The organism is Paenibacillus sp. SEL3 (genome assembly GCF_054602585.1).
Window position 1 is genome coordinate 3,566,315 of record NZ_CM137725.1, and the last position, 25,270, is coordinate 3,591,584.

Below are 25,270 nucleotides of genomic sequence, written 5' to 3' on the forward strand. Positions count from 1 at the left end.
CGCCTCACTTTCTTGTTTATTTCACTAACCGAAAACGGCTTTCGCTGGTATCTCGGCTGTTAGGTCCTGTAAAGACGGCAAATTCACCGCTGTCACTGCTGAAGCTCAAATCTGCATGATGATAGCGCAGCTGAGGCTCGGTCAATGCAAATTCCACTTCCCGGCTTTCGCCTGGGGCAAGAAGGACTTTGCAGAAATCTTTCAGTTCTTTCATTGGGCGAACCGTATCACCGCTGATATCACGAACATAGAACTGGACGGTTTCTTCGACTGGACGTGTTCCTGTGTTCGTTACCTGCACTTTCACGGTCAGTTCCTGACCAGGTATAAGGGTATCGCCGGAAAGCTGTACGCTATCATAAGCGACATCGGTATAACTCAGTCCATAGCCAAACGGGAATAAAGGTTCGTTCGGTACGTCTAGATATTGAGACACATAACGTTCTTTTGTATTCGGATCTAACTGCGGGCGTCCTGTATTAAAATGATTGTAGTACACGGGCACCTGTCCGACCGATTGCGGGAATGACATGGTCAGGCGACCCGTAGGTTCGGCATCACCGTACAACAAGTCGGCAATCGCCACGCCGCCTTCGCCACCAGGGAACCAGGCTTCCAGTACAGCGTCTGCTTCTTCAATAACACCGTGCAGATCCAACGGACGACCATTAAATAATACGGCTACCATAGGCTTGTTCAGCGTCTTCAGGCGCTTCACCAGTTCCAACTGGGCTTGTGGCAGGCGAATATTGGAACGGCTGCCTGCTTCACCACTCATATCCGAGCGCTCTCCAAGCGCCAACACGATAACCTCTGCTTGGCTGGCAACTTGCAGAGCTTCTGCATATTGCTCCTCAGTTATATCGTCGATAGAGCAACCTGTCGCAACCGTGAGCAGCGAGGAGGATATTTTCGATTGGAACCCGTCAACAACGCGAATAGCTTCCTCTTGCGAACCGCTCCACGACCAAGAGCCCAAGATATCACCACTCTCTGCAAAAGGCCCGATCAACGCAATATGTTGATTGCGATTCAATGGAAGAACGGAATCATTTTTGAGCAACACGCAAGATTTAATAGCTAATTCTTTGGCAACCGTACGGTGAGCTTCACAGAACACAACTTCACGTTCACGCTCAGGGTCTGCGCCGCGTAGCGGATTTTCGAACAAGCCCAGCTTTTGCTTGAGCTTCAATATACGCATTACTGCTTCATCAATGAGCGCTTCATCCAGCTGTCCGCTGCGAACCAGTTCAGGCAGATGCCCGTTATAGCAGGAGGTCATCATTTCAATATCTACGCCAGCCAGCAGTGCTTTCTTCGCTGCCTCGCGCTCATCCTCGGCGATGCCGTGAGGGATAAGCTCCTTGATGGCGGCCCAATCCGAGATGAGTACACCATCAAAGCCCCATTCATCACGAAGCAAATCACGCATCAGGCGCTTATTGCCCGTTGCGGCTACGCCTTCTACGGTATTGAAGGACGTCATCACCATTTCGCAGCCTTCATCTAAGGCAGCTTTGTAGGAGGGGAGATAATACTCTCGCAGCTGCCATGCGGATACATCTACAGTGTTGTAATCCCGTCCGCCTTCACCAGCTCCATATGCGGCAAAATGCTTCACGCATGCGGCCACCCGGTCGGTATCGTTCGTCAGATCTTTACCCTGAAATCCGCGCACAAACGCACGGGCAAATTGACTGTTGAGATGAGGGTCTTCCCCAGTAGATTCCATCACACGGCCCCAGCGCGGGTCACGCACCAGATCGACCATAGGGGCGAATGTGACGTGAACACCGGATACAGCCGCCTCGCGGGCAGCAATGGTAGCGCTCTCTTCTGCCAGCTGCATATCCCATGAGCAACCAATAGCCAGCGGTATAGGGAAAATCGTTTTGAAGCCATGTACAATATCTGCCATAATTAAAAGCGGAATACCCAGACGGTTTTTACTCAAATGAGCCTGCTGAACACGAATTGCTTCCTTGGCCCCTGCGATGCCAAGCACGGAACCGACGTTATGGACATTTTTCTCTGTGATGCCAAGAGAAGCCATAGGGCCGGTAATTTGACTATCTGTTCCCGCTTCTTCAAAGAAGGCACCTACAAGCTGTAGCAGTTGATCAACTTTTTCTTCAAGCGTCATGCTTTCTAAATAGGAATTCAGGTGTTGTTCCATCATAATCCTCCATAAGCTGTATTGTTGGTGGACAGCTCTCTTTTTCAGATTCATGAGATTTTTTGGATAAAGATGATTCAAAAAAGTGCTAAAAAGGCTAATAGCTAGTATAGAAGCATAATGTTCTGTCGTATTATTAATCGAAACGTTTCTATTATTGAACTCAGTTGGATTATATACGCTTTCAAATACAGAGTCAAATCCAATTCAGGGTCTTTTCATAGGTTAAATAACGTAATAAAGATGATATATATGAAAAAGAGTCGGTATTCTGAGCAAATAAAAAATAATATTCCTATTGAATACGGTTTCAATTTGTTCTATAATGACTATCGAAACGTTTCTATTGAGGGGTATGGTCCTTGTGCTTTGAACATAAGTGTTATAGCGGTATGCTTTAATCGCTAGGTATTTACATGCATCAGGATTTTACAAAATTCGATTCTTGTCGTTTCAAAGTGCAATATATGGACGAATTAAACCATTTCGTTCTATATAATGTTCATTGGAAGATGCTTATTGAATTTTTGCAAAGTCCTCGTATTTGAATCCGTTATCATATTGCATGATCGGTAAACCGGTCATCTCGGGAGGAATTCGTATGATGAAAAGAACGTTAGGGATCATTTTGGCAAGTACCTTATTACTGGGGGGCGCGCTGGTGGGCTGCTCGTCCAAGGATGATTCGTCTGGCAAAGATGCGAATGGCAAGACGACCATCACCTTATGGGGTATGGGAGCGGAAGGAAAGCTGTTGCCTGAAATTGTGAAAGGTTTTGAAAAGGAAAATCCGGATATTCATGTTGAGGTACAGGCGTTGCCTTGGGATAACGCTCACGATAAGCTGCTGACAGCAGTTGCTTCAAAATCCGGTCCGGACGTGGTTCAGTTAGGTACATCATGGGTTCCAGAACTTGCGTCTGCGGGTGCATTGACGGATATTACCCCTTATATCAGCAAGTATCCTGAGCTGGAATCGAAGAATTTCTTCGAGGGTGCTGTAGGTACGACAAAATTTGAAGGAAAACCGGTCGGTGTGCCTTGGTACACTGAAACGAGAGTTCTGTTCTACCGTTCTGACCTGCTGAAACAAGTCGGATATAATGAAGCACCTAAAACGTGGGAAGAGCTTTCCGATGCTGCCCAAAAGCTGGCGGCTCGGGGCAAAGGCAAATATGGTATCTCCTTTAGTGCAAAGGAGCAGTCTATGGGCTTTATGTTTGCTCTCCAGAACGGTTCCAAACTGGTTGACGAGCAGGGCAATCCGCTGTTCAACCAACCACCGTTTGTAGATGCTGTGAAGTATGTAAATACCTTTTTCCAAAATGGCTCTAACGCAGTGGATATTGGAATTGACTCCGTTCAAGGTTTGCAAGGCGAGGGGATCGTTCCAATGTTTATCAGCGGCCCTTTCATGATTAAAGAAATCAAGAGCAAGGCACCAGAACTGGAAGGTAAGTGGAATATAGCGGAGCTTCCTGGAAAAGTAAACAACCTGTCCGTTTTGGGTGGTGCCAACCTTTCAATTATGAAATTCAGCAAGCATCCAGAGGAGTCAGCCAAATTCCTGGCTTACATGAGCAAACCAGAAACGCAGCTGAAATGGATGGATCTGTCCAGTAACTTGCCTGCGACTACTAAATCGTGGGAAGATGCCAAACTGAAGAGTGATCCGATGCTTCGGACGATTCGCAAACAGCTAGATCATTCCGCAGCATTGCCGCAACTGGCTGCATGGGAAGAGGTTTCTCAACAATTTATCAAGAGCTTCGAGCGTATTTACCGCGGTCATGCCGATGTACAAAAGGAAATGGATGACTTTAATCAGCAGGCTGCAAGTATTATGAAAAAATAATGATCCATATCCGCCATTGTCAAAGGGAGTGAAGGCATGAAAGGAAGCTCGCAGAAGCTTGCGCCATACTTGTTTATCGGTCCCTCCATCATCCTGTTAACGCTGTTTTCGCTGTTGCCGATACTACTGGCGCTCGTGATCAGCTTCACGGATATGGATCTGTCCGGACTCGTTAATTATGATAGTATTCGCTTTATAGGTCTCGAAAATTATACAAACGTACTATTGGACCCTTCCTTTATAAAGTCCCTTGGTAATACCCTGTTCTTCGTCATCATAGGTGTTCCGTTGGTGCTGATATTTTCGCTTAGCATCGCGATTCTGATTAACATGGGTAAATCACGTGCTTTCAAAGTATTCCGCGTCGTGTTCTATCTACCGTCCGTAACGAATGTAGTTGCGGTCGCGGTCGTTTGGAGCTACTTGTATAATCCGACGCTTGGATTATTCAACTATGTACTTGGTTTGATGAATTTAGGTCCCGTCCCATGGTTGACCGATCCAACAGTTGCGAAAGTTTCGTTAATTGTGTTAGCAGTTTGGCGGGGCATCGGCTTAAACATGATTATCTTTATTGCGGCTATTAAAGGGATTCCGGGTTCTTATTATGAAGCGGCTCAGCTTGACGGTGCCAATACATGGCAGCAAATTCGTTATATTACGCTTCCGCAGCTTCGTTACGCTATTTTCTTCGTGTCCATCACAACGATGATCGGCTGGCTGCAATTTTTCGAGGAACCGTTTGTCATGACCAAAGGGAAACCGCTCGATGGCACACTGACGGCATCCCTGTTCATTTACAATAACGGCTTCCAATTTAGTAAATTCGGGTATGCCGCGGCGGGATCGTTCATTCTGTTCTTCGCAATCATTGCGGTGACGCTGATTCAGTTCCGTTTGCAAAATAAAGCGGAGTCCTGATAGAGAGAGGTGATGAACGTGAAAACAGCTGTTCAGCAAGCCCGCGCCAATACGCGCAGTGGTGAAAAAACATTTCAATGGTTCGTGGCGACTCTCCTGACCGTGGGAGGTCTGTTGATGGTGCTGCCTTTTGCGTGGATGATTTTATCCTCCTTTAAGACTGAGGGCGAGGTAACCCAAATTCCCCCGACCATCTGGCCGCAGCATTTTACACTGGATAATTTTAAATTACTATTCGATAGCATGGCTTTTGGAACCTATCTGACGAATACGCTGATCATTGTTTTAGCTTCTTTCTTCGGATTATTCCTGAATGCCATGGCGGGTTATGGCTTTGCCAAATTCCAATTTAAAGGCAAAGGGTTTCTGTTCTATCTGGTACTAGCAACGATGATGATTCCAGGTCAAGTGACGATGATTCCCGTCTATTTGATTCTGAACCAGATGGGATTGACCAATTCCATGCTGGGGATTGTCCTGCCTGGATTGGTAGGCGCGTTCGCGATCTTCCTGTTCCGGCAGTTCATGTCCGATATCCCGGAAGAACTGCTGGAGGCGACACGTCTGGATGGAGCAGGGGAATTCCGCACTTTTTTACAAATTGTGCTGCCCATTTCGACGCCAATTATCGCAGTACAGGCCATCCTGACCTTCATCGGCGGATGGAACAGCTTCTTGTGGCCACTCATTATTGCGAACGATGAGAAGCTGTACACCTTGTCCGTCGGACTGTCACTGCTCAAGGGACAGAACGAAAGCCAATTTGCCCTTCAAATGGCAGGCTCGACCTTCATGGTCGTTCCGATCATGATTATCTTCATTGTTTTCCAAAAGTATATTATTGAGAACTATACGATTTCGGGGATTAAGTAATAGTTTAATACGTAAATTGATAAACAAAAAAACGGAGGACTTCAAAGTTTAATCCAAAGAAGCCCTCCGTTTTTTTGTGTTTTTGTTTATAGAAAAATTAGAAATTCCGGCCCGCTCACATTCATTCTTAAAAGTTGCGGCCTCCAGAATCATTAGGGTATGCATTACATTAACAACGACCGGCTTTTTTCGGCAAAGAAAACTATACTTTTATTATATCTAATTGAAAATATTTCAAAATAGTAGGTTAACAAATTTTACACAATTACCTCAAAAAAAGTATGGATTGTAACGAAAAAAATGATTATATTGGAAAAGAAATAAAAAAAATATAAAAAATGAGGTGAATCAAATTGTTCGATCCTGTTAACCAAGCAGCTGAAGGCAGTGTTTCTCCTATGACGTGTGTTTTTTGTGATACACGTGATCGTTGTGTAGGTTGTGATGCTACCGATTGGTTTTGTAGCAAAGAAAGTGGTCATTGGTGTACTAATAATGATAGCGATTAATTAAAGTAAAACTTGCAACGATAGGGCTTTCAAACACAGATAGTCAATTAGGAGGTCTGGGAACTAATCTTCTTGGACTTCCTCCTATTTTGTAACTTTGAGAGGATGATTAATAGTGATTAGTGCTCCATTTGAAAAAAATCCCGTCAAAATCATAGAACAAAATGAAAAGTTATACTTATACAATATAGAAACAAATGGGCTTTTTCAGATTGATGATGTCGTAGTAGATATATGTAATAGCGAAGGTAAGGAAATTGAAGAAATATATGAATTACTTAAGCATCGTTCTAGTAGAGAAGAGGTAGATAGGTTATTAGCTAGTCTGAAGGAAGCATCGGTTATATATAACAAAGATTTGTCTATTCAAAAGGAATGTAAAAGTTGCAATGATGAGCAAGTAAGTCTATCATCTATAATCCTTATGCTGGTTCAAGAGTGTAATCTAAGATGTTCTTACTGTTATGGAGGAGACGGAGAATATAATGATCGAGGACGGATGGACACAGAGACCGCATTAAAAGCAGTTGATTATCTGTTTAATCATTCTGGCGAAGAAGAAGAACTGAATATTTGTTTTTTTGGAGGGGAGCCACTTCTGAACATTGAAGTTATTAAAGAAGTTGTAGCCTACACTAAGCTAAAACAAGAAAAATCAAATAAACGTGTTACATATAGTATGACAACAAACGGCACCTTGATTTCCAAAGAAATTGAAAACTTCTTATTAGATCATCATATTTCTATTCAGATAAGTCTAGATGGTGATCAAATGACGCACGATTTCAATCGATATTATCAGAACAGAAAAGGTACCTATGAAATCATTTTAAATAGAACAGAAAGTTTAAGAAAAAAAGGTGCCATAACAGCAAGAGCTACGATTTCACCAGTACAATTGGATATAACACATACACTTACACATTTAATGGAGATTGGTATCCGCCATGTTGCGATGTATCCTGCAGTCGAGATGCTTAGTGAGGAAGACTTTGAGAAGTATGCACAGGAATTCACCAAATTGGTTGTTCATTTTGAATCTTTGCTTCAGGCTAAAAAGTATGGGGAAGCACGTCAAATATCGAACATTCTAAAATACTTGAAGATGATTCATTCTTCTTCTAAGCGAGATTATTTTTGTGGGGCGGTCTCGCATATGCTTGCCGTTGATGTGCATGGTAATCTTTATCCTTGTCAACGATTTGTTAATGAAAAGGATTATTCTTTAGGGAATGTAAGGGAAGGGATGGATGTAAGAAAGAAGAGTGGCTTGCTTAGTGAGATGCGTTTAGAGAAGAGAACTGTATGTGGAGAATGTTGGGCTAAGAATCTATGTGGTGGAGGTTGTCCTCAAGAAAATATGGTGCTTAGTGGTTCGATTAATGAGCCAGTGGATAGATACTGTAACTTTACTCGTAGTGCAATAATGGATTGTATGAAATTGTATTTACGATTAACTAAAGAAGACAAGAAAAACCTGTTCTCTGCTAAGCGGCAGCAAGAGCAATTATTGGAGGATGTCTCATTTGACAATTGATATTCAAGCTTTAAGTAAGTCATATGGTTCTCACCAAGTACTTAACGAGCTTCATTTCCACATTGATAATGGTATATTCGGACTACTCGGAGACAATGGGGCGGGTAAGACCACTTTAATGAAAATTCTTGCCACTTTACTTAGATTCGACCGAGGGGAAGTTGAAATATTCGGATATTCTTTGAAAAAAGAACCGGATGCTATTCGTTCTTTACTGGGTTACTTGCCGCAGCATTTTGATTTTTTTCCAAATGTAACGATTTTGGAATCTATGAACTATTTTGCGGCTTTAAAAGGTATTCAAGGTAAGCGTCATATTCAAGAGGAGACATCACAGCGATTAATTGAGGTGGGGCTTATCGATCAAGTTCATAAAAAAATAAAACAGCTGTCTGGGGGAATGAAGCAGCGCTTAGGAATTGCCCAAGCTATGTTAGGACAGCCTAAGTTGTTAATTGTTGATGAGCCTACGGTTGGACTGGACCCCAAAGAACGAATTGCTTTTCGAAACTTGCTTCAGAATTATGGAGAAGGTCGGATTATATTGTTATCTACTCATATTGTTCCTGACGTTTCAAGCACATGTGACAAACTACTCGTTTTAAAAGAAGGCCGTTGTCTGTATCAAGGGGCAATAGACGATATGATTCGAACTGTCGAGGGTAAAGTATGGTTGGTTGATGTTGGTAAGCATCAATTAGAACAATTAAGCCAACAAGCTCGAATCACCTCCATTGTGCGGAAGGAAGGAAGAATTCAGGCTCGATTATTGTGTAACCATCCTCCAGATTGTTGTACGGAAGTCACACCTGAAACGGCTAATCTTGAGGATGCGTATCTGTACATTTCCGATCCAGAGGAGAGTTAGCAGAATGGGACAAGTAATCAGAGCCCTAGTTCAATTTGAAATTTTACTTTTGAAGAAAAGTATAGTGTTTTTTATAGCACTAACGTTTTCTTGTTTTTTAATTCCTTTATTTTTATATCTAGGAGCAGGGAATAAGAATAACGAGTTATGGATATTTTTGCATCATGGACAAATGTTCTTTACCATATTACTAATGCCGTTGATGTATTCTGTTCTTTATGATGGCGAGAAGCAAAAAATGATCTCTTCTGTTATTATGCCTAAATTGCATAAAGGAGCCCAATATTTTTATTGTAAGAGTTGTGTATTATGGGGAGTGGTTTGCTTATTTCAGTTTGTCGCTTTAGCTATGATTTGTGTAGTTCAATGGACGACTCATGGTAAGGCTCCATTCTTGACGCTGCTTCATCTAACAGTAGCGGGTGTAGCAACTATGGGATATTCTGTTCAAGTTACCGTCATATTGAACTTGCTCTTACGTAAACAACTGTATGTGAACATTGTAATGCTTGTCTACCTTTTAACCAGTATTACTATCAACTTGCCCTACATTTCAATCTGGTTTAATCCAGATTGGATTATCTCCAACTTCTTTACACGGTCGTTTGCTTTCGGGCGAATATCCCTATTTTTGCTTATGTGGGTATTGATGAAAGTCAGTAATCATCTATGGATGGCGAGGGTACAAGAATGAATGGAATTATAGTTCGTTTCTGGCTGCAGCTTTTGCTCCGAAGAGAACAAGCAGTAACCTTGCTCGTTTCCTTTAGTGTGGTTATTTTATTCAATTTAATAATGAATGAAGGTATTGCAATAACTTATAGTGTTAACTTGTTATTTGTAGCTTTTTTTTCTTTACAGATTGCGAGTATACATAATCGCAATCATACAGAGCCGTATATTTATATTTCTGTCTTTCCTAATTACCGTCTAATCACTTACCAGCTTTATGTTTCTTTAATTCTTTCGTTTCCTCTCTTGCTCATGATGGTAGGACTTTTATGGAAATCATTCGCTGATGTATCATTATGGAATTTGGTTATCATTGTGTTTTTTACTAGTTTTTTTTCGTCGATGTTGGGTCTCTTGTTGGGGCAGGTAGTAAAGTATCATGGGTTGGCCTTCACTTTTCTCATTGCTTTTTACCTTCCCATAGGTTTAGTTTCCTGGTCTTTTAATGAAAAATTTCGTTACATATCTCCTGTAGTAAATATATTCAACCCCTATTTGATCAACTGGCGAAATCTCTTTGGACTCTTAGGCTGTAGTTTATTATTTTACGGATTAGGCACATTGTTATCCAGTCGGCGCGGAGGTGGCAAAAAGTCTATAATCCCTTGGATTAGTACTGTGCTTGCCTGTAGCCTACTGATTGGCGTGTGGGGATATGAGAGGCTATTTAATGAGAATGTACAGACATCGTCATTTCAAAAAATAACTGTGGGACAAACACAAGTAGAGTATAAGGGGATTAGTTCGTATCAAGCAAAGCAATTTGCCGCCCTTTTTGAAACGCTGTATCAAGTGGCTAAGAAAAAAGAGACACACCCGGTTCGCTATACCTTGCAAATCACCAGAATGCACTCCATGTCATCGTTCGAGCCGAAAATAATAGTACACCATCATAATAAACTTCAAATTAATATTTATTCAAATAAGCTCTTAGAATTCAATCGTGGGATGGATTGGGCGAGTAAGTGGATTGATTACATTTTGCCGCAAACGCCCCACTTGTCCAATGAGCAAGTTAACGCTTTTAAACGACTAAAAAATGACATTATTATGGAGGTTAGAGAAAAAAATCCTGGAAATGTCTATACACTTCAGGAGAGTGAGAGCTAAATAGCGAGATTTCGTGAAGAACCGATAATAATAGATATAAAAGAAAGGGATGGAATGCATGGAACGTGAGGCAGACCATGTGAATATAAGAGCTATATTTCATTCATTCCAATATTGGCCGAAGTTAACTAAGTTATTATGGAGTACAGAACCTATCTACTTTATTATCATTATTTTTGGCTATCTACTAAAAGGAATACTCCCGATTGCTAATCTTCTTTCCATACAGTATTTGGTTTCTGAATTAGAGACTAGCACGGTATGGCATAAGCTTCAAATAAGCGCAGTTTTCCCTGTAATTATCGTGATGTTTTCTAGTTTGCTTATTTCAAGTTTAATTGAATACTCTGATAAATTGTTCCAAATTTCACTGATAAATAAATTACAAACCTTAATAGTATCACAAACATCGACATTTAATCTTGCGGATTTTGAAAGTCCGCAAGTACATAATCAACTCAAAAGAGTACAAAACGACTCAATAGATAGACCTATTCAGATCTATAAAGAACTCATTAATTTGTTAAGTTCCATGGTTACGTTATGCTCTAGTATCGCCATTTTAATAGCATTCAGATGGTGGGTCTTACTCATTCTTGTTGTTTCCCCACTAGCATCTTTTTATTCTTTATTAAGGTTCACACAAATTCAATATGTGGCCAAGAAAAAACGGGCTCCTTTACAACGTAAATCCAGGTATATTAATTACTTATTGACTAATGAGAAGTCTTTTAAAGAAATCGTATTGTATCAACTTAGTGACTACTTTACAGCAAAATATAAGGGCATTTTTGATATTTTCTACAAAGAGGATAAGTATTTAGCCAAAAAACGTATTGCGTTATATTTGTCTTTTCAAGTAATAAGTACAATATTTATAGCCATTGCTTTGATTATGATTATACAAATGGCATGGAAAGAAGAATTTCTCGTTGGCAGTATTTATGCATTAGTTCAAGCAGTATTATTAGCTAATCAAAATATTAACACAGTATCTCAAGGATTGATTTCATTATGTGATCATAATCTGTATTTAGATGAATTATTCGCTTTTTTTAACATAAAACATAAACAAGACAGTTCTAGTATGTTGCTAAGAGAATCAGGTATACAAGCTGATTCAACGATAGAAAGCATAGAATTTAAAAATGTTTCATTTGCCTACCCAGATCAAAAAGAATGGGCTCTCAAAGATATAAGTTTTAAAATGAGGCGTGGTGAATCTCTTGCTCTAGTGGGCAGGAATGGATCAGGGAAAACAACTGTGATAAAACTTTTAACGGGATTATATGATGACTTTAAAGGAGATATTTTAATCAATTCAATCTCGATTCGAAATTATAATAAAGAAATGCTTTACAAGAAAGTAGGCGTTATATTTCAGGATTTTATTCAATTCGACTTTTCAGTAAGAGAAAATATAGGTTTTGGCAGCATAGAACATCTTGAATTTGATACTAGGATATGGGAATCGGCACAATATACAGGAGTAGATAAGGTAATACGACATTTTCCTAATCAATTAGAACAACAGCTAGGAAGAAACTTTGAAGGGGGTATACAGCTTTCAGGAGGGCAGTGGCAAAAGATAGCTATATCCAGAGCGCTCTTCAAAGATGCTGACGTTTACGTATTAGATGAGCCTAGTTCATTTCTTGATCCAGAGTCAGAAAAACAAGTATTTCGCCAATTTCAAAATTTTGTTATTGATAGGCTTTGCCTCTACATTTCTCATCGTTATACCTCTGTTCTATATGCAGGCAAAATTTTAGTTTTGGATAAGGGTCAGATTATAGAAGAAGGAACTCACCAAGAACTAATTGAAAGTCGAGGGCTTTACTATGATTTATTTTTTGATGAAATTAATACATTCCAGAAAGCGTTAGTTACTAATGATACACGCTAACTGTGTATAGGGATTCTGGCATATATTTGGGCTGGGAACAGTATTATTTTTTACCTAGAGAAGTAGACTATGTAGTATATACAAGTCATAGTCACATACGAACAGCGGAGCGTCTTTTAGGAAGAGGGGCTCCGCTTTTTTGCCTTCATGGATAATTTATATATGAGTTAGACAATATTGATGAGACAATGTACGAAGTTTTCTTTTCAGTCTATAGATTCGAGTCGTTGTAGCCGTAACCGAAATATTATATTTGACAGCAAGGAAGGGCACAGCCAGTTGTCGACAAAAGTAGTCTTCATAGAGCGTATATTCATTGTTGGAAAGCTGCATTAGTATATTAACGATAACCGTATCCACATCTCCCAATCTACGATTTTCCCACTCCTCCTCTACCGAATTTGAATAAATACAGATCTTCTCACATTCAAGCGTAGTTTCATGCTTTTTTTGTGTATAGTAGCACCTAAATGATTTATATATAAGATTTTTAGCCGTGAGGTACAGCCAACCTTTTACATTGGGGTGTTGTTTGAGCTTGACCAGTTGCTGTCTTGCCGCTACAAAAGTATCTTGTGTACATTCTTCTGCCATAAATGTAAAGCAAGACTGATTCTTGACTAAATGCATACAGAAACGGTATACCTCGCTCAGATAAAGTTCACAAATTTTTCTGTAAAAGCATCTGGAACTACCTCTGCACTGATCCTCTTTGCAACAGTCGATAACCATCGTGGTCGGCATTTGTTCAAGCCCCCTTTGGACGGATAAAAAAATAAGTGATTTTTGTATGTGCCAATCATATACATTAATTCCAATTTTCAAGAATGACATAAATCATATTTAATCTCGTAAATATGGAATTACTAGAACAGTTAAAAGATGTTTTAAGGTGATTTTGATTCTGATACGGAATTAGTTAATAGGGGGAGAAGGTGCATCTGATGAAAGGGGGAAAAGGATGAAAGAATCCATAGTATATAAACGTCTGGCGGCAACATTTAGGCCTTATCTGAAGACGGTCACTATCATTTTGATATGTCTCATCCTATCAGCGGGCTTGAATATATTATTGCCTTTAACAAGCAAGGTTATTGTGGATCAAGGTCTTCTAAAAGGGAATATGCAGGCTGTAATCCTGTACACTTCTGCTGCGTTTTTAATCGTTTGCTTGGACAAGCTGCTGAATGTGTGTAAAGAAACCTTTCGGGCAGGTTTAAGCGCACAGGTTACCTTTTCTTTATTTGAAAAAGCGTATTTACATCTGACAAGAGTACGAATGAGCTATTTTAACCGAACTAATGAAGCGGAGTTGCTGAACCAAATTGGCACGGATGTAGGCAATGTATCAAGGATCACAGATAGTGGAGTATTTTTTGTTATTATGCAGGCGTTCAGCATGATTGGTGGTTTATGTGGTTTGCTGCTCATTAACTGGAAAATGACTGTAATCGTGCTGCTCTTTTTACCCATCAAATATGTTGTGGTGAAGTATTTTGTGAAGCGTAGAAAAAAACTGGTAGGGGATTTAATTGAAGGCAGTAGTGATTTTGCCCAGTGGTTTGGGGAATCTGTCGGGGGCATGAAGGAGCAGCGAATGTTTGGTCTTATTCCACATAAGCATCAGCAGTTCTCAACCAAGCAGCGTCGAATTGTAGATTCAGAACGGAAATTATCACTTCTAGACGCCTGGAATATCGCCTCGGAATCTATTTTAATTCAGCTTCTAATGATGCTTGTGTACGTTGTGGGTGCTAATCTTATCTTTCGTTTACAGCTCACTGTAGGGGGTATTTTTGCCTTTGTTTCTTACAGTGCTTATGTTACCACTCCTGTTTTCGCTATTTTAAACATTGGCTACATGCTGGCTGAAGTCGTTCCCTCCGCCATTCGATATTATCAGTTTTTGGATTGGGCTGAGGAGGAGACAGCTAATTCAGTCCCTCCAGTGTCTGTTCTCACTGAGCCGCCATTTGAGGATCACATTGCATTTCATCATGTTTCTTTTTCCTATACCAAGGATGAACCCGTACTGCCCCACGCGAGCTTTAGGATTGCCCGAGGGGAAAAGGTAGCTATCATTGGGGCAAATGGGGCAGGGAAGTCTACGCTGCTGGATCTGATTATGAGATTCAGCCAGCCTGATCAGGGGATAATCACCTATGACGGCATTGATATCCAAAGCTATGAAATAGATGAGTATCGAAGTCAAATAGCTTTAGTCAGTCAGCAGGTATATTTATTTGATACTACTATTTTTGGCAATATCCGCTTAGATACAGAAGTTAATAATGATGCAATAGAGGCAATGATCGCGGAGGTTGGTCTGGAAGAATTGGTTCAGAGCTCGGCAGATGACTTCCCCATAGGCTCGAATGGCTCCAGGTTGTCGGGTGGGCAAAGACAGAAAATCGCCATGGCCCGGGCATTGATCAGGGAAGCACCATTGTTTATTTTTGATGAGGTGACTTCCAATCTGGATGCAGCAGCCAGGCTAAATGTCCAGCAATTGTTGAAGACCCGGCTGCGTGACAAGACCGTAATCATCGTTACGCATCGCAGCGAGATATTAGCGCATGTCGATAGAGTTATTTTGTTGGAGAACGGCGAACCGGCCCAAATAGGATCACACTCCCATTTTATGACCTGTCATGCGGAATACAGAGAATGGGTATTAGAGAAAGAAGAGGTCCCAATAAAATGATGAAAAAAACAAACGCTTTCATCGTGTGATTTAACACCATGTACGGAATTAGTATAGGTGAACACCCTTTTAAATCATATTATGAATGGGAGGAGTAGTTTAACATGCGTAAGCTTGTGAAAAGAAGCACGAATGTAGGCGACACGATTGAGGCATTTGGCTGTGGTTGTTCCTGTTATTGTCCTTGCTCCTGTTATTGCGCAGGCAGTCGGACTCGAAGCTCCAATACTCAGCGTGAAAGCGACGGCTCTTATCGCAGAGATAATGGAACTGGAATTGGTAATTATTAAGCTTGTATCTGTATGGAGGAGCCTGGACATTCCAGGCTTCTGTCCACATCAAAACAGAGTAGGTGTGAATCATGAACATGTGCCAACCTTTTATATACACATTTCAGACGAGACTCCACCATTATGTATATGATGTAAATACCAACTTGATTTTGCGGATTAAAGAGGAGGCTTATCATTTTCTGAATTCGCATTCCAGCTTCGACCTGGATCAGATAGAGGCTACACCGGAATTGCAGCAGTATATCCGTGATTTGCTGGATAACGGATTTTTATCTTCACAGCGTCCGCAGATTATGAATCATCCCAAGACAAAGCACCTGGAGCATATGCTTCAGCATCAGCTGAAGACCCTCACCTTACAGGTAACTCAAAATTGCAATCTTAGATGCTCTTACTGCGTTTATTCAGGAGGATATGACAATCGAGGTCATACGAATCTGATGATGGATTTTGAGACAGCGCGCAAGTGTATCGATTTTGTGATTGATAGGTCAGTAGACAGTGACCGTTTGGATTTTGGTTTTTATGGGGGAGAGCCGCTCATTAATTTTCCGTTGGTCAAGAAATGTGTGGAATATATTAAGGAGCAGGTAGCGTATAGAGATGTAGGCTTTCATTTGACGACCAATGGTACGCTGCTTAATGACGATATTTTGGCCTTTCTCGATGAACATCGTTTTGTGCTTACCATCAGTCTGGACGGAGATCAGGAGAATCATGACAGAAACAGACGGTTTGCTGTTAACGGGCGAGGCTCCTTTGATACGATCATTGCCAATGTGGACAAAATTAAGAGGAATTACCCGGGCCTCTTTGAATGGATTAATTTTAATGTGGTGCTGGATACCCGCAATGATTTTGGTTGCGTCAATGATTTTTATACGAATTATGAAACCTTCGAAAGTCTGTACAGTGTAAAGTCGTCCTACATTAACGATGCTTATGTGAAGGATGAAATTTTGTACAGAAATGAATTTATTGAGCAGAGAGGCTATGAGGTAGTTAAAATGATGCTTTCCAAATTTGGGAGAGTAGATGAAAGCCATGTCTCCAAGCTAATTAAGGACTATTATATTCAGATGTATTTCCGAATGTTCCATTATAGAAAGCCTTCTGCAGGGATGCCGATCGAAGCGCATCATGGCGGACCCTGTGTGCCTGGTGTACAGCGATTGTTTGCGGATGTGCATGGAAACCTGTATCCATGTGAACGGGTCAGTGAACAGTCGGAGGTGGTGCAGATTGGAAAGGTAGACACAGGTTTTGAAGTGGATAAAATCAGCCAGATTTTGAATGTAGGGACCATCACGGAGGATGCATGTAAAAACTGTTGGAATTTCCGTTTTTGTACGCTGTGTGTTGCTGTAGCAGATGATTTGCATACCTTGTCCAAAGCAAAGAAGCTGAGTCACTGTTCGGTAGTCAAAAATGATATTAGGCACACCTTACTTGATTATTGCATGATGAATGAGCTGGGCTATGATTTCTCCGAGGATACGATTCTCGATTTTGAAAAAGCATGAGGGGTGTCTCCATGACCAATAAATTAATCATTTTCCCGTTTGATTATGAAACGATAGCCCTGGTTAGGAACTTGAATCTATTAGGAAGTTATGAGGAAGTTGTACTTATTTCTTTTCAAGGGTCGGGTATGATCGGGAAAGATGCCTGTGTAACGGACAAGGGGGAAGTGACAGGCTTCATAGTGAAGCCAGAGTCTTGTTTGGAGCAAGAAATAGAGCGTTGTGATGCTATATTACTGGTGAAATCCAATTTCAAGCTGGATGTAGCTGAGGTGTATCTTCCCGTGATCCAGAAGGCTGGACAACTTGGCAAAAAAGTCATGTGTAATTTCACTTTGCCAGACCCATGTATGGAATTCATCGAACCCTGTGAGGAGCAAGATGACAAGCTGATTTTAAAAAATACATTTGATGTACGCACGAAGGATATTTTACCGCCTGACCCGGGCTCTGTTATTCATGATTTTTTTACACCGGTTCTGTTTGTATTAGGGTTGAACGAGCGAACGCATAAGCTTAATTTACAGTTTAACCTTCGGCAGAAGCTTGAAGCACAAGGATATCGGGTGTCGCAAATCACATCTAATGGATGCGGGGAGCTGATTGGTGCACATTCTTTTCCACAGTTTATGTTTGAGAGCGGTATGACGGAAACCCAGAAGATTATCATGTTTAATCGATATTTGAAAAAAATAGAGCAGAGCGAAAAGCCTGATCTAATACTCGTGGGCATTCCGGGTGGGATTGTTCCCTTTAACAATACATTCACGAATTATTTTGGAGTAACCTCATTTTTGGTATCTCGTGCCGTCAGACCGGATGGCCTGATCTGTTGTCTACACTATGATGAATACAATATAAAATATTTGGAGCATGTGAAACAGTACATGGAAAACCGTTTTTCCTCTTCATTATTGGGATACGCCATATGTAACAATGTATTCGACAGTTATTCTTCTTCCACGGTCAATATGCAATACGCATCTGTTGATCATCGTTTCGTGGAGGAGAAAAAACAGGAGTTTTCCAATTATTCCGTGCCTGTACTCCATCTGTCCAACGATGAAGATATAAATAGGCTGATGAAGGATATTTTACATTATTTTTCGGTTGATCATCATGTAGCTCAGTTGTAATGGAGGGAAGAACATGAACTTTACTCAGGATGTAACGGGAACAGGAATGAAACTGGAAAATATATTTTGGAAGCTTTTTAAAATAAAAGCGGATGAGATAAATAAAGAGGCTACATTACTGGGTCCTGATATGGGGCTGTTCCCCAGAGATCTGGTATATCTATTATTTGAAGTGGAAAAAAGCTTTGCTATCCTAATTCCGGAAGAGCGTATAGTGGGAGGGGGGTTGCTTACATATAACAGCTTGTATGAGACGATAAAGGACTGCTTAACTGTGGAAAAGGATTGAAGGATTTGTGAAAATGATAATAAAACATACAAAAACATACAAAAAAATCCGATATACTTCTAGAATCACTTATTTCAGGATTTTGCAAAATTCGATTTCAGTCGCTTATTGGATTTTTGCAAAATCCTCATTTAGAAGAGAATTGGAGGTTTTAGGATGAATGTATCATTTACATCATCTCACCAATCGCCGTTCCGCACCGCAGATAACAACCGACTTGAACTACGGCATCCCACATCCGCTCAGGCTGAAAGGAAGAGTATAGGCAAGCCACAAAACAAGGTTATACAACAATTGACAGAGCAAAAGCAAAATTTGATGGAGAGGCGTTCGGACTATTTAAGTAATGCTCTTAAGCGTGGTCTCGGTCCGGAAGCTGTAAAAGCTGAAATGGAAGAGATAGATAAGCAAATTCAGCAAATTGACGAGAACATTCAAAAGCAGTCACTGGAAGAACAAAAAAAAGCTTTGGGCATGGATGAGGAAAGTAAAAAAGAAGCTGAGAAAGGCAAACAGGAACAATATACGCCCAAGACTGCTGAGGAGCAGCAGCAAAGACTGATCACCTATACAATGCATGGTGTTGTATCTGCAAACAATGAGTTGAAGAATGCCAAAATAACCAAAATGGCACAAATTACATTGGAAAGCGAAGCTAAGGGGTGGGAAAACACTAACCCTGCAAGATCAGCGGCTTTGCGTCAGAAGGCAGAAGGACTTAATGGAAAGATCATGGACATCGCAGCGAATATTAATGAGCGTATCAGTGAAGCAGTGAATAACGAACCGGCGATTACAGATCGAGATGAACCAAAGGATGAGAAGGAAGCAAGTACGGAGGCTGACAGGGTGTGGACTGAACAAGAGCTCAATGCCTATCTGGACTCGGCCAAAGACGGGGCGAAGACTGCAGGCACGATGGTAAATATTGCAGTCTGATCCGGCTATCATGTACATGGTCAGCTAAATGAGGAGGGTGCTTTCAGACGAACGCTATCGTTCGCAGAGGCACCCTCCGCTTACTCTAATGGAACGGAACAGAGCCGTGAGATTCATTCCACAATCCGAAGAGACAGGGGGAGAAAACATGAATGGCAAGATTCATGTAGCCATTATTGACGACGGGGTTAATGCTGGCTTTTTAAACACCCAATTATTATATAACGTCGAAATAGCTCATGGAGACGTAGAAGATGGACGTACCTTAAATCACGGTACGCTATGTGCAGCTATTGTACAAACGTATTTTCCAGATGCGATCATTAGCAGTGTAAAAATAATGAACCATAGAAAAGGAAATGCAACTCAGCTTTGTGCTGCGCTGGATTGGTGTGTAAAACATGGTGTACAGGTAGCAAATATCAGCCTGGGGAGTATAAATTATCGAGATCGAAGCATGCTACGGGAGGCTGTAAATGATGCAGCTATGGCGGGATTAATTATAGTATGTGCTGCACAAAACGGAGGACTTCTTACTTATCCGGCCTCCTTTGCCAATGTGATTGGTGTGCGCTGCGATCATAGCGGTATACTCACAGCAGGACAATATACATATGATGCTGAGTTAGCATTCTCAAGCGGTATCGATTTTATCGCTTTTGCCAAGCATGAACTAGTAGGTGCAGCTGGAGAGGCTGTACAATGTCCCAACAGCAATAGCTATGCCACTCCATTGATTACAGCACACATATGTAAAGTTTTGCAGCAGTCCAAAGCTGTTCCTTCCATAGAACAGCTAAAACATATGTTACATAAGTATAGCTATCTTCCGATACAGGATACTAAATTACCCGTAATGCGTTACGGACATCCGGATTGGATACGGCGCGCCTATGTGTTTATAGAGGAGTGTGCAATTAGTTCGAAAGCACCCTATTATTTTCAGACCCAATGTGAAGCTCAACCCTCTGGCGACAAAGTTGCCGCGATCATCGAACAAGCCATCCTGCGGGAGCGAGAACAACAGGATACAGCGCTCGAAGGTGGACAACGGGTATGCGACCTGACAGATACGATTGTCTTGCTAGGGGAAATGGAGCCAGTGAGCTTGCAGGAAGTGGAACAATTGGCTTCACGGTATGGAAAACATGTCGTCTATATCTCTAAAAATCAACGACACACCCCATCACTGAATTTTTCGTCTTGCTATTTGCGCTGGTGGCAGCAAGAGGAGGGGCTCTTTATGGCGCAGGAGGAGACTAGCTCAATAGAGGATTCACGCATTCCGCATATTTGTATTTATTATGACAAGGGCATTGACATTATTTATTTTTTGCATGAGTTGAGAGGGGCCTTTGCCCGGGATGAATACCAAAGCTGGATCGCGGTGGACCAGTCCGCGGCAGTGTTGCATGATATGGAGTATACGCTCCCTTTGGATGCAAGCAATGGATTACAGGAACTGTTATATAATGCGGGTAAAATGGCATATAACGCTTATACGGATATTGCTATTTTGTGTGTAAAGGCTGCGAATACTGAGGATTGCACCAAAGAACGAGTTTTATTAGGCGTAGATATTGAGCTTTCTTTGCTGGTGAAAGTGGAAACTGAAGGTATTTACATATCTATACGGACAGAGCAGGGATATTTGAAAGAATGGGTCCTCTCAAACTTAAACGCGGGCGATATAGGTGGTATTTATACATATTTAGAACAACTGTTGGTAGACTGATATTCACTATTTAAAACAGACTGCAAGATACGGCAGTAGCACTATTTTGAACGCACCTATAATCCGTTATTATTATTATTTGGTAAAGTGGTTATTCACTCAATAAGTTTGTTTATAAAACAAAATATTTAGAAATACGTAACCAATTGCTTATCGTTTATTACAAATATTAATAAATATATTAAGTATTTAATGATAATATTGACTATGATAAATAGGGTGTGTTATATTAAAACCGTAAATAAAACGGCTTCTTAATCTTGGTGGTAGAACGGATTTTATTTTCGCATTCAGAGAGGATGGTTTAGGTGGCAGCAGCTGTAAAAGCAAAGATGATTGTAGACAAATCTTTTCGTATTGCTGAAGTCGATAAACGCATTTATGGCTCTTTTGTAGAGCATCTCGGGCGTGCCGTATATGGCGGTATTTACGAGCCTACTCATTCAACTAGTGATGAAAGCGGTTTCCGTAATGATGTTAAAGAGTTGGTAAAACAGCTTGATGTTCCTATTATACGCTATCCGGGCGGTAATTTTGTATCCGGTTACAATTGGGAAGACGGTGTCGGCCCTGTCGCGTCCAGACCTAGACAGTTGGAGCTGGCGTGGAGAACGGTCGAGCCAAATGAAGTAGGCACGAATGAATTTTTCAAATGGGCCAAGGATGTAGGTTCCGAAGTCATGATGGCGGTTAATCTGGGTACACGCGGAATTGATGCTGCGCGTAATCTGGTGGAATATTGCAACCACACAGGCGGCTCCTATTGGAGTGATCTACGTCGTAGTCACGGGGTTGAGCAACCACATAAGATTAAAACTTGGTGTCTTGGTAACGAGATGGATGGCCCATGGCAGATTGGTCACAAGACAGCAGAAGAATATGGCCGTCTGGCTGTTGAATCTGCAAAAGCTATGAAGCTGATTGATCCTGACATTGAGCTTGTATCCTGTGGAAGCTCCAGTTCCACGATGCCAACGTTCCCGGAATGGGAAGCAACCACACTGGATCATACCTATGAGGTAGCCGACTATATTTCCTTGCACCAATACTACGGCAATCATGACAATGATACGGCTAATTATCTGGCACGCTCTATGGATATGGATCATTTTATCCATACGGTCATTTCGACTTGTGACTATATCAAAGCAAAGAAACGCAGCAAGAAAAAAATGATGCTCAGCTTTGACGAATGGAACGTATGGTACCACTCCAATGATGCGGACAAAAAAATTGATCCGTGGTCTGTGGCACCACCGCAGCTTGAGGATATCTATAACTTTGAGGATGCATTGTTGGTAGGCAGCATGTTGATTACGTTCCTGCGCCACGCGGATCGTGTGAAAATGGCTTGTCTCGCCCAACTGGTCAACGTTATTGCGCCAATCATGACCGAGAATAGTGGAAAGGCGTGGAAACAAACGATCTTCTATCCGTATCTGCATGCCTCCCGTTATGGTCGTGGGATATCGCTGATGCCTGTCGTGGATTCGGAAAAATACGACTCCAAGGACTTCACAGACATCCCTTATCTGGACAGCGCTGTAGTTTATGATGAAGAGGGAGACGCGCTGACTGTCTTTGCAGTGAACCGTCATTTGTCTGAATCGCTGGAGCTGACAGTAGATGTACGCAGTTTTGAAGGCTACCGCATTGTCGAGCATACTGTATTGGAGCATGATGATCTTAAAGCGACCAACAGTCCAGCTGGTGAAAAAGTTACGCCTCACAACGGCGGTAACGCCAAGCTTGATGACGGAATTGTAAAAGCTCATTTGGGCAAAGCATCGTGGAACGTTATCCGTCTCGCTAAGTCTCATTAATTCTCTTCTGTAAAAGGGTACAGCTTCGACTGTACCTAAATAAGCTCGCATTCTCTCTTGTAAGAGTATTACAAGAGCGGCAATGCGAGCTTTTTGCGTAAAATGAGCCATTTGTCCCTCCATAGATATAGGGTTCTGAGAGAAGGGTGGATTTTAAATAAATATTATGTTTATTACTAAATTTAACTAGACAAAGATGACCTTTATTCACTAAGTGCTCGTACTCCGTACATTTTTATGAAGTTAATTAGACCCAGTGCCAGACTTCCCAGGTGAAAAAAGACCCTATTATGTCGTTGTCAACGTACTGATATCTGAAATGCAGGGTGTGCAATCCGACTTAAATCCACGTTATACTTTAAAAGACAGTCTATTTAAATCAGATGATGGCAGTAGCATTTCGAGAAAGGAATGATCTCTATGAGTCAAACAGACCAATATCGTTTTCAAGTGAACTTGGGCGGTATGATTGATATTTTGGCCAATCATTTATATAGCAGTCCACGAGTGTTTATACGTGAGGTTCTGCAAAATGCAACAGATGCGATCACGGCTCGCAAGGAGCTGCGGAAGGTTGCTGCTGAAAGTAAAGTATTGAAAGAAGACAAGACCCTTGAAGCTACAGCTTCTGAGAGTAACAACTATGAAGGCAAAGTCATCGTAGAGTTATCTGGTGCCGGGGAGCAACAGGTATTGATGATTCAGGATAACGGCATTGGGTTGTCAGAAGAAGACATTCACCGTTTTTTATCGATTATCGGTCAGTCTTCCAAGAAGGGAGCCGATTTGCTGGCTTCTGAGACTTCGTTTATCGGACGATTTGGGATTGGGTTGCTATCCTGCTTTATGGTGAGCGATGAAATTGTGGTGCTGACCCGCTCGGTGAAGGAAGGCGTCTCCATGGAATGGAGAGGGAAGCCGGATGGGACGTATACGATTCGTCGATTGGAGACCGAACTGCCTGTAGGAACGCAAATTTATTTGCGCTGCAAGCCGGGAAGTGAGTTTTATTATGAGCCGGCGCATGTAGAGGAGTCTTTATTCTATTATGGTGCGTTGCTGCCGTATCCGGTCATACTGTCTGTAGACGGGGAGACCAAGCGCGTCAATCTTCCATCGACGAGCTGGATGCAGGACCCAGAACAATTACGGAGCCGCCGTAGTGAGGTGCTAGATTTAGGCTATCGCCTGATGGGCGAGCGCTTCAGTGATTTTATACCGTTGCGGACGGCATCGGGCAGAACAGGCGGGATTGCATTCATTTTGCCTCGTAGTGTTAATCTGAACAGCAAGCGGCTGCACCGGGTGTACTTGAAGCATATGTTGGTGTCCGATAAGGCGGAAAATGTATTGCCAGAATGGGCATTCTTCATTAAAAGCCTGATTTGGACAGATGAATTGCAACCAACGGCATCACGTGAATATTTTTATGAAAATGAGCAGCTTGATGCGGTTCGTTCTGAATTGGGGACCTGTATTCGGGAAGAACTGCTACGCATGGCGGAATATGAACCAGACCGTTTGCAACACTGGATTCGTTTGCACGAGCTGTCCATGAAGGCGCTCGCGGTCGAGGATGATGAATTTCTGCGGATTATGCATCGCTGGTTTTCCTTCGAAAGTACATTTGGGCGGCGTGAACTGAGTGAACTGATCCGAGAGGCGGGCGGACGTCCGTTGCATTACACATCGACAGTAGATGAGTATCGTCAGATTACGCATGTGGCGGCGGCGCAATCCATGTTGGTGATCAATGGCGGCTATATTTATGATTCAGACATTTTGGAAAAGCTGCATTGGATTGACCCTAACCTGCAAACAGAGCGTCTTAGCCCTGAGGAAGTATCTCTATCATTTACCGGGCTAACACAGGAAGAGCGCGAGAATTATTACGGTGTACTACGTGTCATGGATGCTGCTTTGCAGCCAATGCGTTGTCGCGCTGAGTTGAAGCGTTTTGAGCCTGCGAGTTTGCCAGTATTGTATACCATTTCTCAGGATGCACTGACCTTGCGCTCCATGGAAAACACGGTTGAGGAGACAACCTCACTTTTTTCCAATGTGCTTGATAGTCTGAAAGCAGGAGTCCAGCAAAATTCGGGCTACTCCACTTTATACTTTAATCTGAACAACCCGGTGGTGGCCCGAATTCTTGAAGCTACCGATACGCAGATGGTTACGGCTGCTACAGAAATGATGTATGTGAATGCGCTTATGATGGGTCACTATCCGATGAACCGCAGTGAGCTAGGGCTGATGAACCGGAGTGTACTGCATTTTATCAATTGGGGATTAGGGAACGGACAGAATACGTAATTGCGTAATTAAGGGAGGATTC

At 41.8% G+C, this 25,270-nt stretch carries 19 protein-coding genes; 17 read left to right on the top strand and 2 right to left on the bottom strand.

Annotated features, from left to right (window positions below; translation table 11 throughout):
- Window positions 1-16: 16 nt before the first annotated feature.
- Entirely contained in the window at window positions 17-2,179 is a 2,163-nt protein-coding gene (locus ACYCS5_RS16445) for a glycoside hydrolase family 3 N-terminal domain-containing protein (protein ID WP_459761319.1), read from the bottom strand.
- 601 nt (window positions 2,180-2,780) lie between these two features.
- Between ACYCS5_RS16445 and ACYCS5_RS16450 the strand changes: the two genes are divergently transcribed.
- From ACYCS5_RS16450 to ACYCS5_RS16485, 8 genes are all read left to right on the top strand, one after another.
- Window positions 2,781-4,034: a sugar ABC transporter substrate-binding protein gene (locus ACYCS5_RS16450; protein WP_250242125.1), complete on the top strand. Its 1,254-nt coding sequence runs from the start codon at window positions 2,781-2,783 to the stop codon at window positions 4,032-4,034.
- A 36-nt stretch (window positions 4,035-4,070) separates the two neighbouring features.
- Entirely contained in the window at window positions 4,071-4,955 is an 885-nt protein-coding gene (locus ACYCS5_RS16455) for a carbohydrate ABC transporter permease (protein WP_013308374.1), read from the top strand.
- Window positions 4,956-4,967: 12 nt separating this feature from the next.
- Window positions 4,968-5,828, top strand: coding sequence for a carbohydrate ABC transporter permease (locus ACYCS5_RS16460; protein WP_370682672.1), 861 nt, complete (start codon window positions 4,968-4,970; stop codon window positions 5,826-5,828).
- Window positions 5,829-6,452: 624 nt separating this feature from the next.
- Window positions 6,453-7,874, top strand: coding sequence for a PapB family radical SAM/SPASM ranthipeptide maturase (gene papB, locus ACYCS5_RS16465; RefSeq protein ID WP_165149200.1), 1,422 nt, complete (start codon window positions 6,453-6,455; stop codon window positions 7,872-7,874).
- A complete protein-coding gene (locus ACYCS5_RS16470; protein WP_340843192.1) occupies window positions 7,855-8,742 on the top strand; it encodes an ABC transporter ATP-binding protein in 888 nt (295 codons plus the stop codon). Before papB ends, ACYCS5_RS16470 begins: the two co-directional genes overlap by 20 nt.
- A gap of 4 nt (window positions 8,743-8,746) precedes the next feature.
- Entirely contained in the window at window positions 8,747-9,436 is a 690-nt protein-coding gene (locus tag ACYCS5_RS16475; RefSeq protein ID WP_029516841.1) for a hypothetical protein, read from the top strand.
- A complete protein-coding gene (locus ACYCS5_RS16480) occupies window positions 9,412-10,584 on the top strand; it encodes a hypothetical protein (protein WP_459759797.1) in 1,173 nt (390 codons plus the stop codon). Before ACYCS5_RS16475 ends, ACYCS5_RS16480 begins: the two co-directional genes overlap by 25 nt.
- Before the next feature lie 58 nt (window positions 10,585-10,642).
- A complete protein-coding gene (locus ACYCS5_RS16485) occupies window positions 10,643-12,490 on the top strand; it encodes an ABC transporter ATP-binding protein (protein WP_238437949.1) in 1,848 nt (615 codons plus the stop codon).
- Window positions 12,491-12,646: 156 nt separating this feature from the next.
- On the opposite strand, the gene ACYCS5_RS16490 is transcribed toward ACYCS5_RS16485, so the two are convergent.
- Window positions 12,647-13,234 carry an RNA polymerase sigma factor gene (locus ACYCS5_RS16490; protein WP_165149194.1) on the bottom strand — a complete coding sequence of 196 codons (588 nt, stop codon included), beginning with the start codon at window positions 13,232-13,234 and terminating at the stop codon, window positions 12,647-12,649.
- A 217-nt stretch (window positions 13,235-13,451) separates the two neighbouring features.
- Between ACYCS5_RS16490 and ACYCS5_RS16495 the strand changes: the two genes are divergently transcribed.
- From ACYCS5_RS16495 to ACYCS5_RS16535, 9 genes are all read left to right on the top strand, one after another.
- Window positions 13,452-15,194 carry an ABC transporter ATP-binding protein gene (locus ACYCS5_RS16495; RefSeq protein ID WP_165149192.1) on the top strand — a complete coding sequence of 581 codons (1,743 nt, stop codon included), beginning with the start codon at window positions 13,452-13,454 and terminating at the stop codon, window positions 15,192-15,194.
- 104 nt (window positions 15,195-15,298) lie between these two features.
- Window positions 15,299-15,484 carry a CLI_3235 family bacteriocin precursor gene (locus ACYCS5_RS16500; protein WP_165149190.1) on the top strand — a complete coding sequence of 62 codons (186 nt, stop codon included), beginning with the start codon at window positions 15,299-15,301 and terminating at the stop codon, window positions 15,482-15,484.
- Window positions 15,485-15,555: 71 nt separating this feature from the next.
- Window positions 15,556-17,010: a Cys-rich peptide radical SAM maturase CcpM gene (gene ccpM, locus ACYCS5_RS16505; protein WP_238437948.1), complete on the top strand. Its 1,455-nt coding sequence runs from the start codon at window positions 15,556-15,558 to the stop codon at window positions 17,008-17,010.
- A gap of 11 nt (window positions 17,011-17,021) precedes the next feature.
- Window positions 17,022-18,146, top strand: a complete 1,125-nt coding sequence (locus tag ACYCS5_RS16510) for a TIGR04066 family peptide maturation system protein (RefSeq protein WP_459759798.1) — start codon at window positions 17,022-17,024, stop codon at window positions 18,144-18,146.
- A gap of 13 nt (window positions 18,147-18,159) precedes the next feature.
- The gene (locus ACYCS5_RS16515) at window positions 18,160-18,435 is read left to right on the top strand and encodes a peptide maturation system acyl carrier-related protein (protein WP_165149186.1); all 276 of its coding nucleotides are present in this window, start codon (window positions 18,160-18,162) and stop codon (window positions 18,433-18,435) included.
- A gap of 156 nt (window positions 18,436-18,591) precedes the next feature.
- Window positions 18,592-19,374, top strand: coding sequence for a muscle M-line assembly protein unc-89 Uncoordinated protein 89 (locus tag ACYCS5_RS16520; RefSeq protein WP_165149184.1), 783 nt, complete (start codon window positions 18,592-18,594; stop codon window positions 19,372-19,374).
- A gap of 148 nt (window positions 19,375-19,522) precedes the next feature.
- Window positions 19,523-21,109 (top strand): S8 family serine peptidase, encoded by a 1,587-nt coding sequence (locus ACYCS5_RS16525; protein ID WP_165149182.1) that lies wholly within the window; start codon window positions 19,523-19,525, stop codon window positions 21,107-21,109.
- A 308-nt stretch (window positions 21,110-21,417) separates the two neighbouring features.
- Window positions 21,418-22,932, top strand: coding sequence for an arabinosylfuranosidase ArfA (arfA, locus tag ACYCS5_RS16530; RefSeq protein WP_029516837.1), 1,515 nt, complete (start codon window positions 21,418-21,420; stop codon window positions 22,930-22,932).
- 420 nt (window positions 22,933-23,352) lie between these two features.
- Window positions 23,353-25,248 carry an HSP90 family protein gene (locus ACYCS5_RS16535; RefSeq protein ID WP_029516836.1) on the top strand — a complete coding sequence of 632 codons (1,896 nt, stop codon included), beginning with the start codon at window positions 23,353-23,355 and terminating at the stop codon, window positions 25,246-25,248.
- Window positions 25,249-25,270 lie beyond the last annotated feature (22 nt).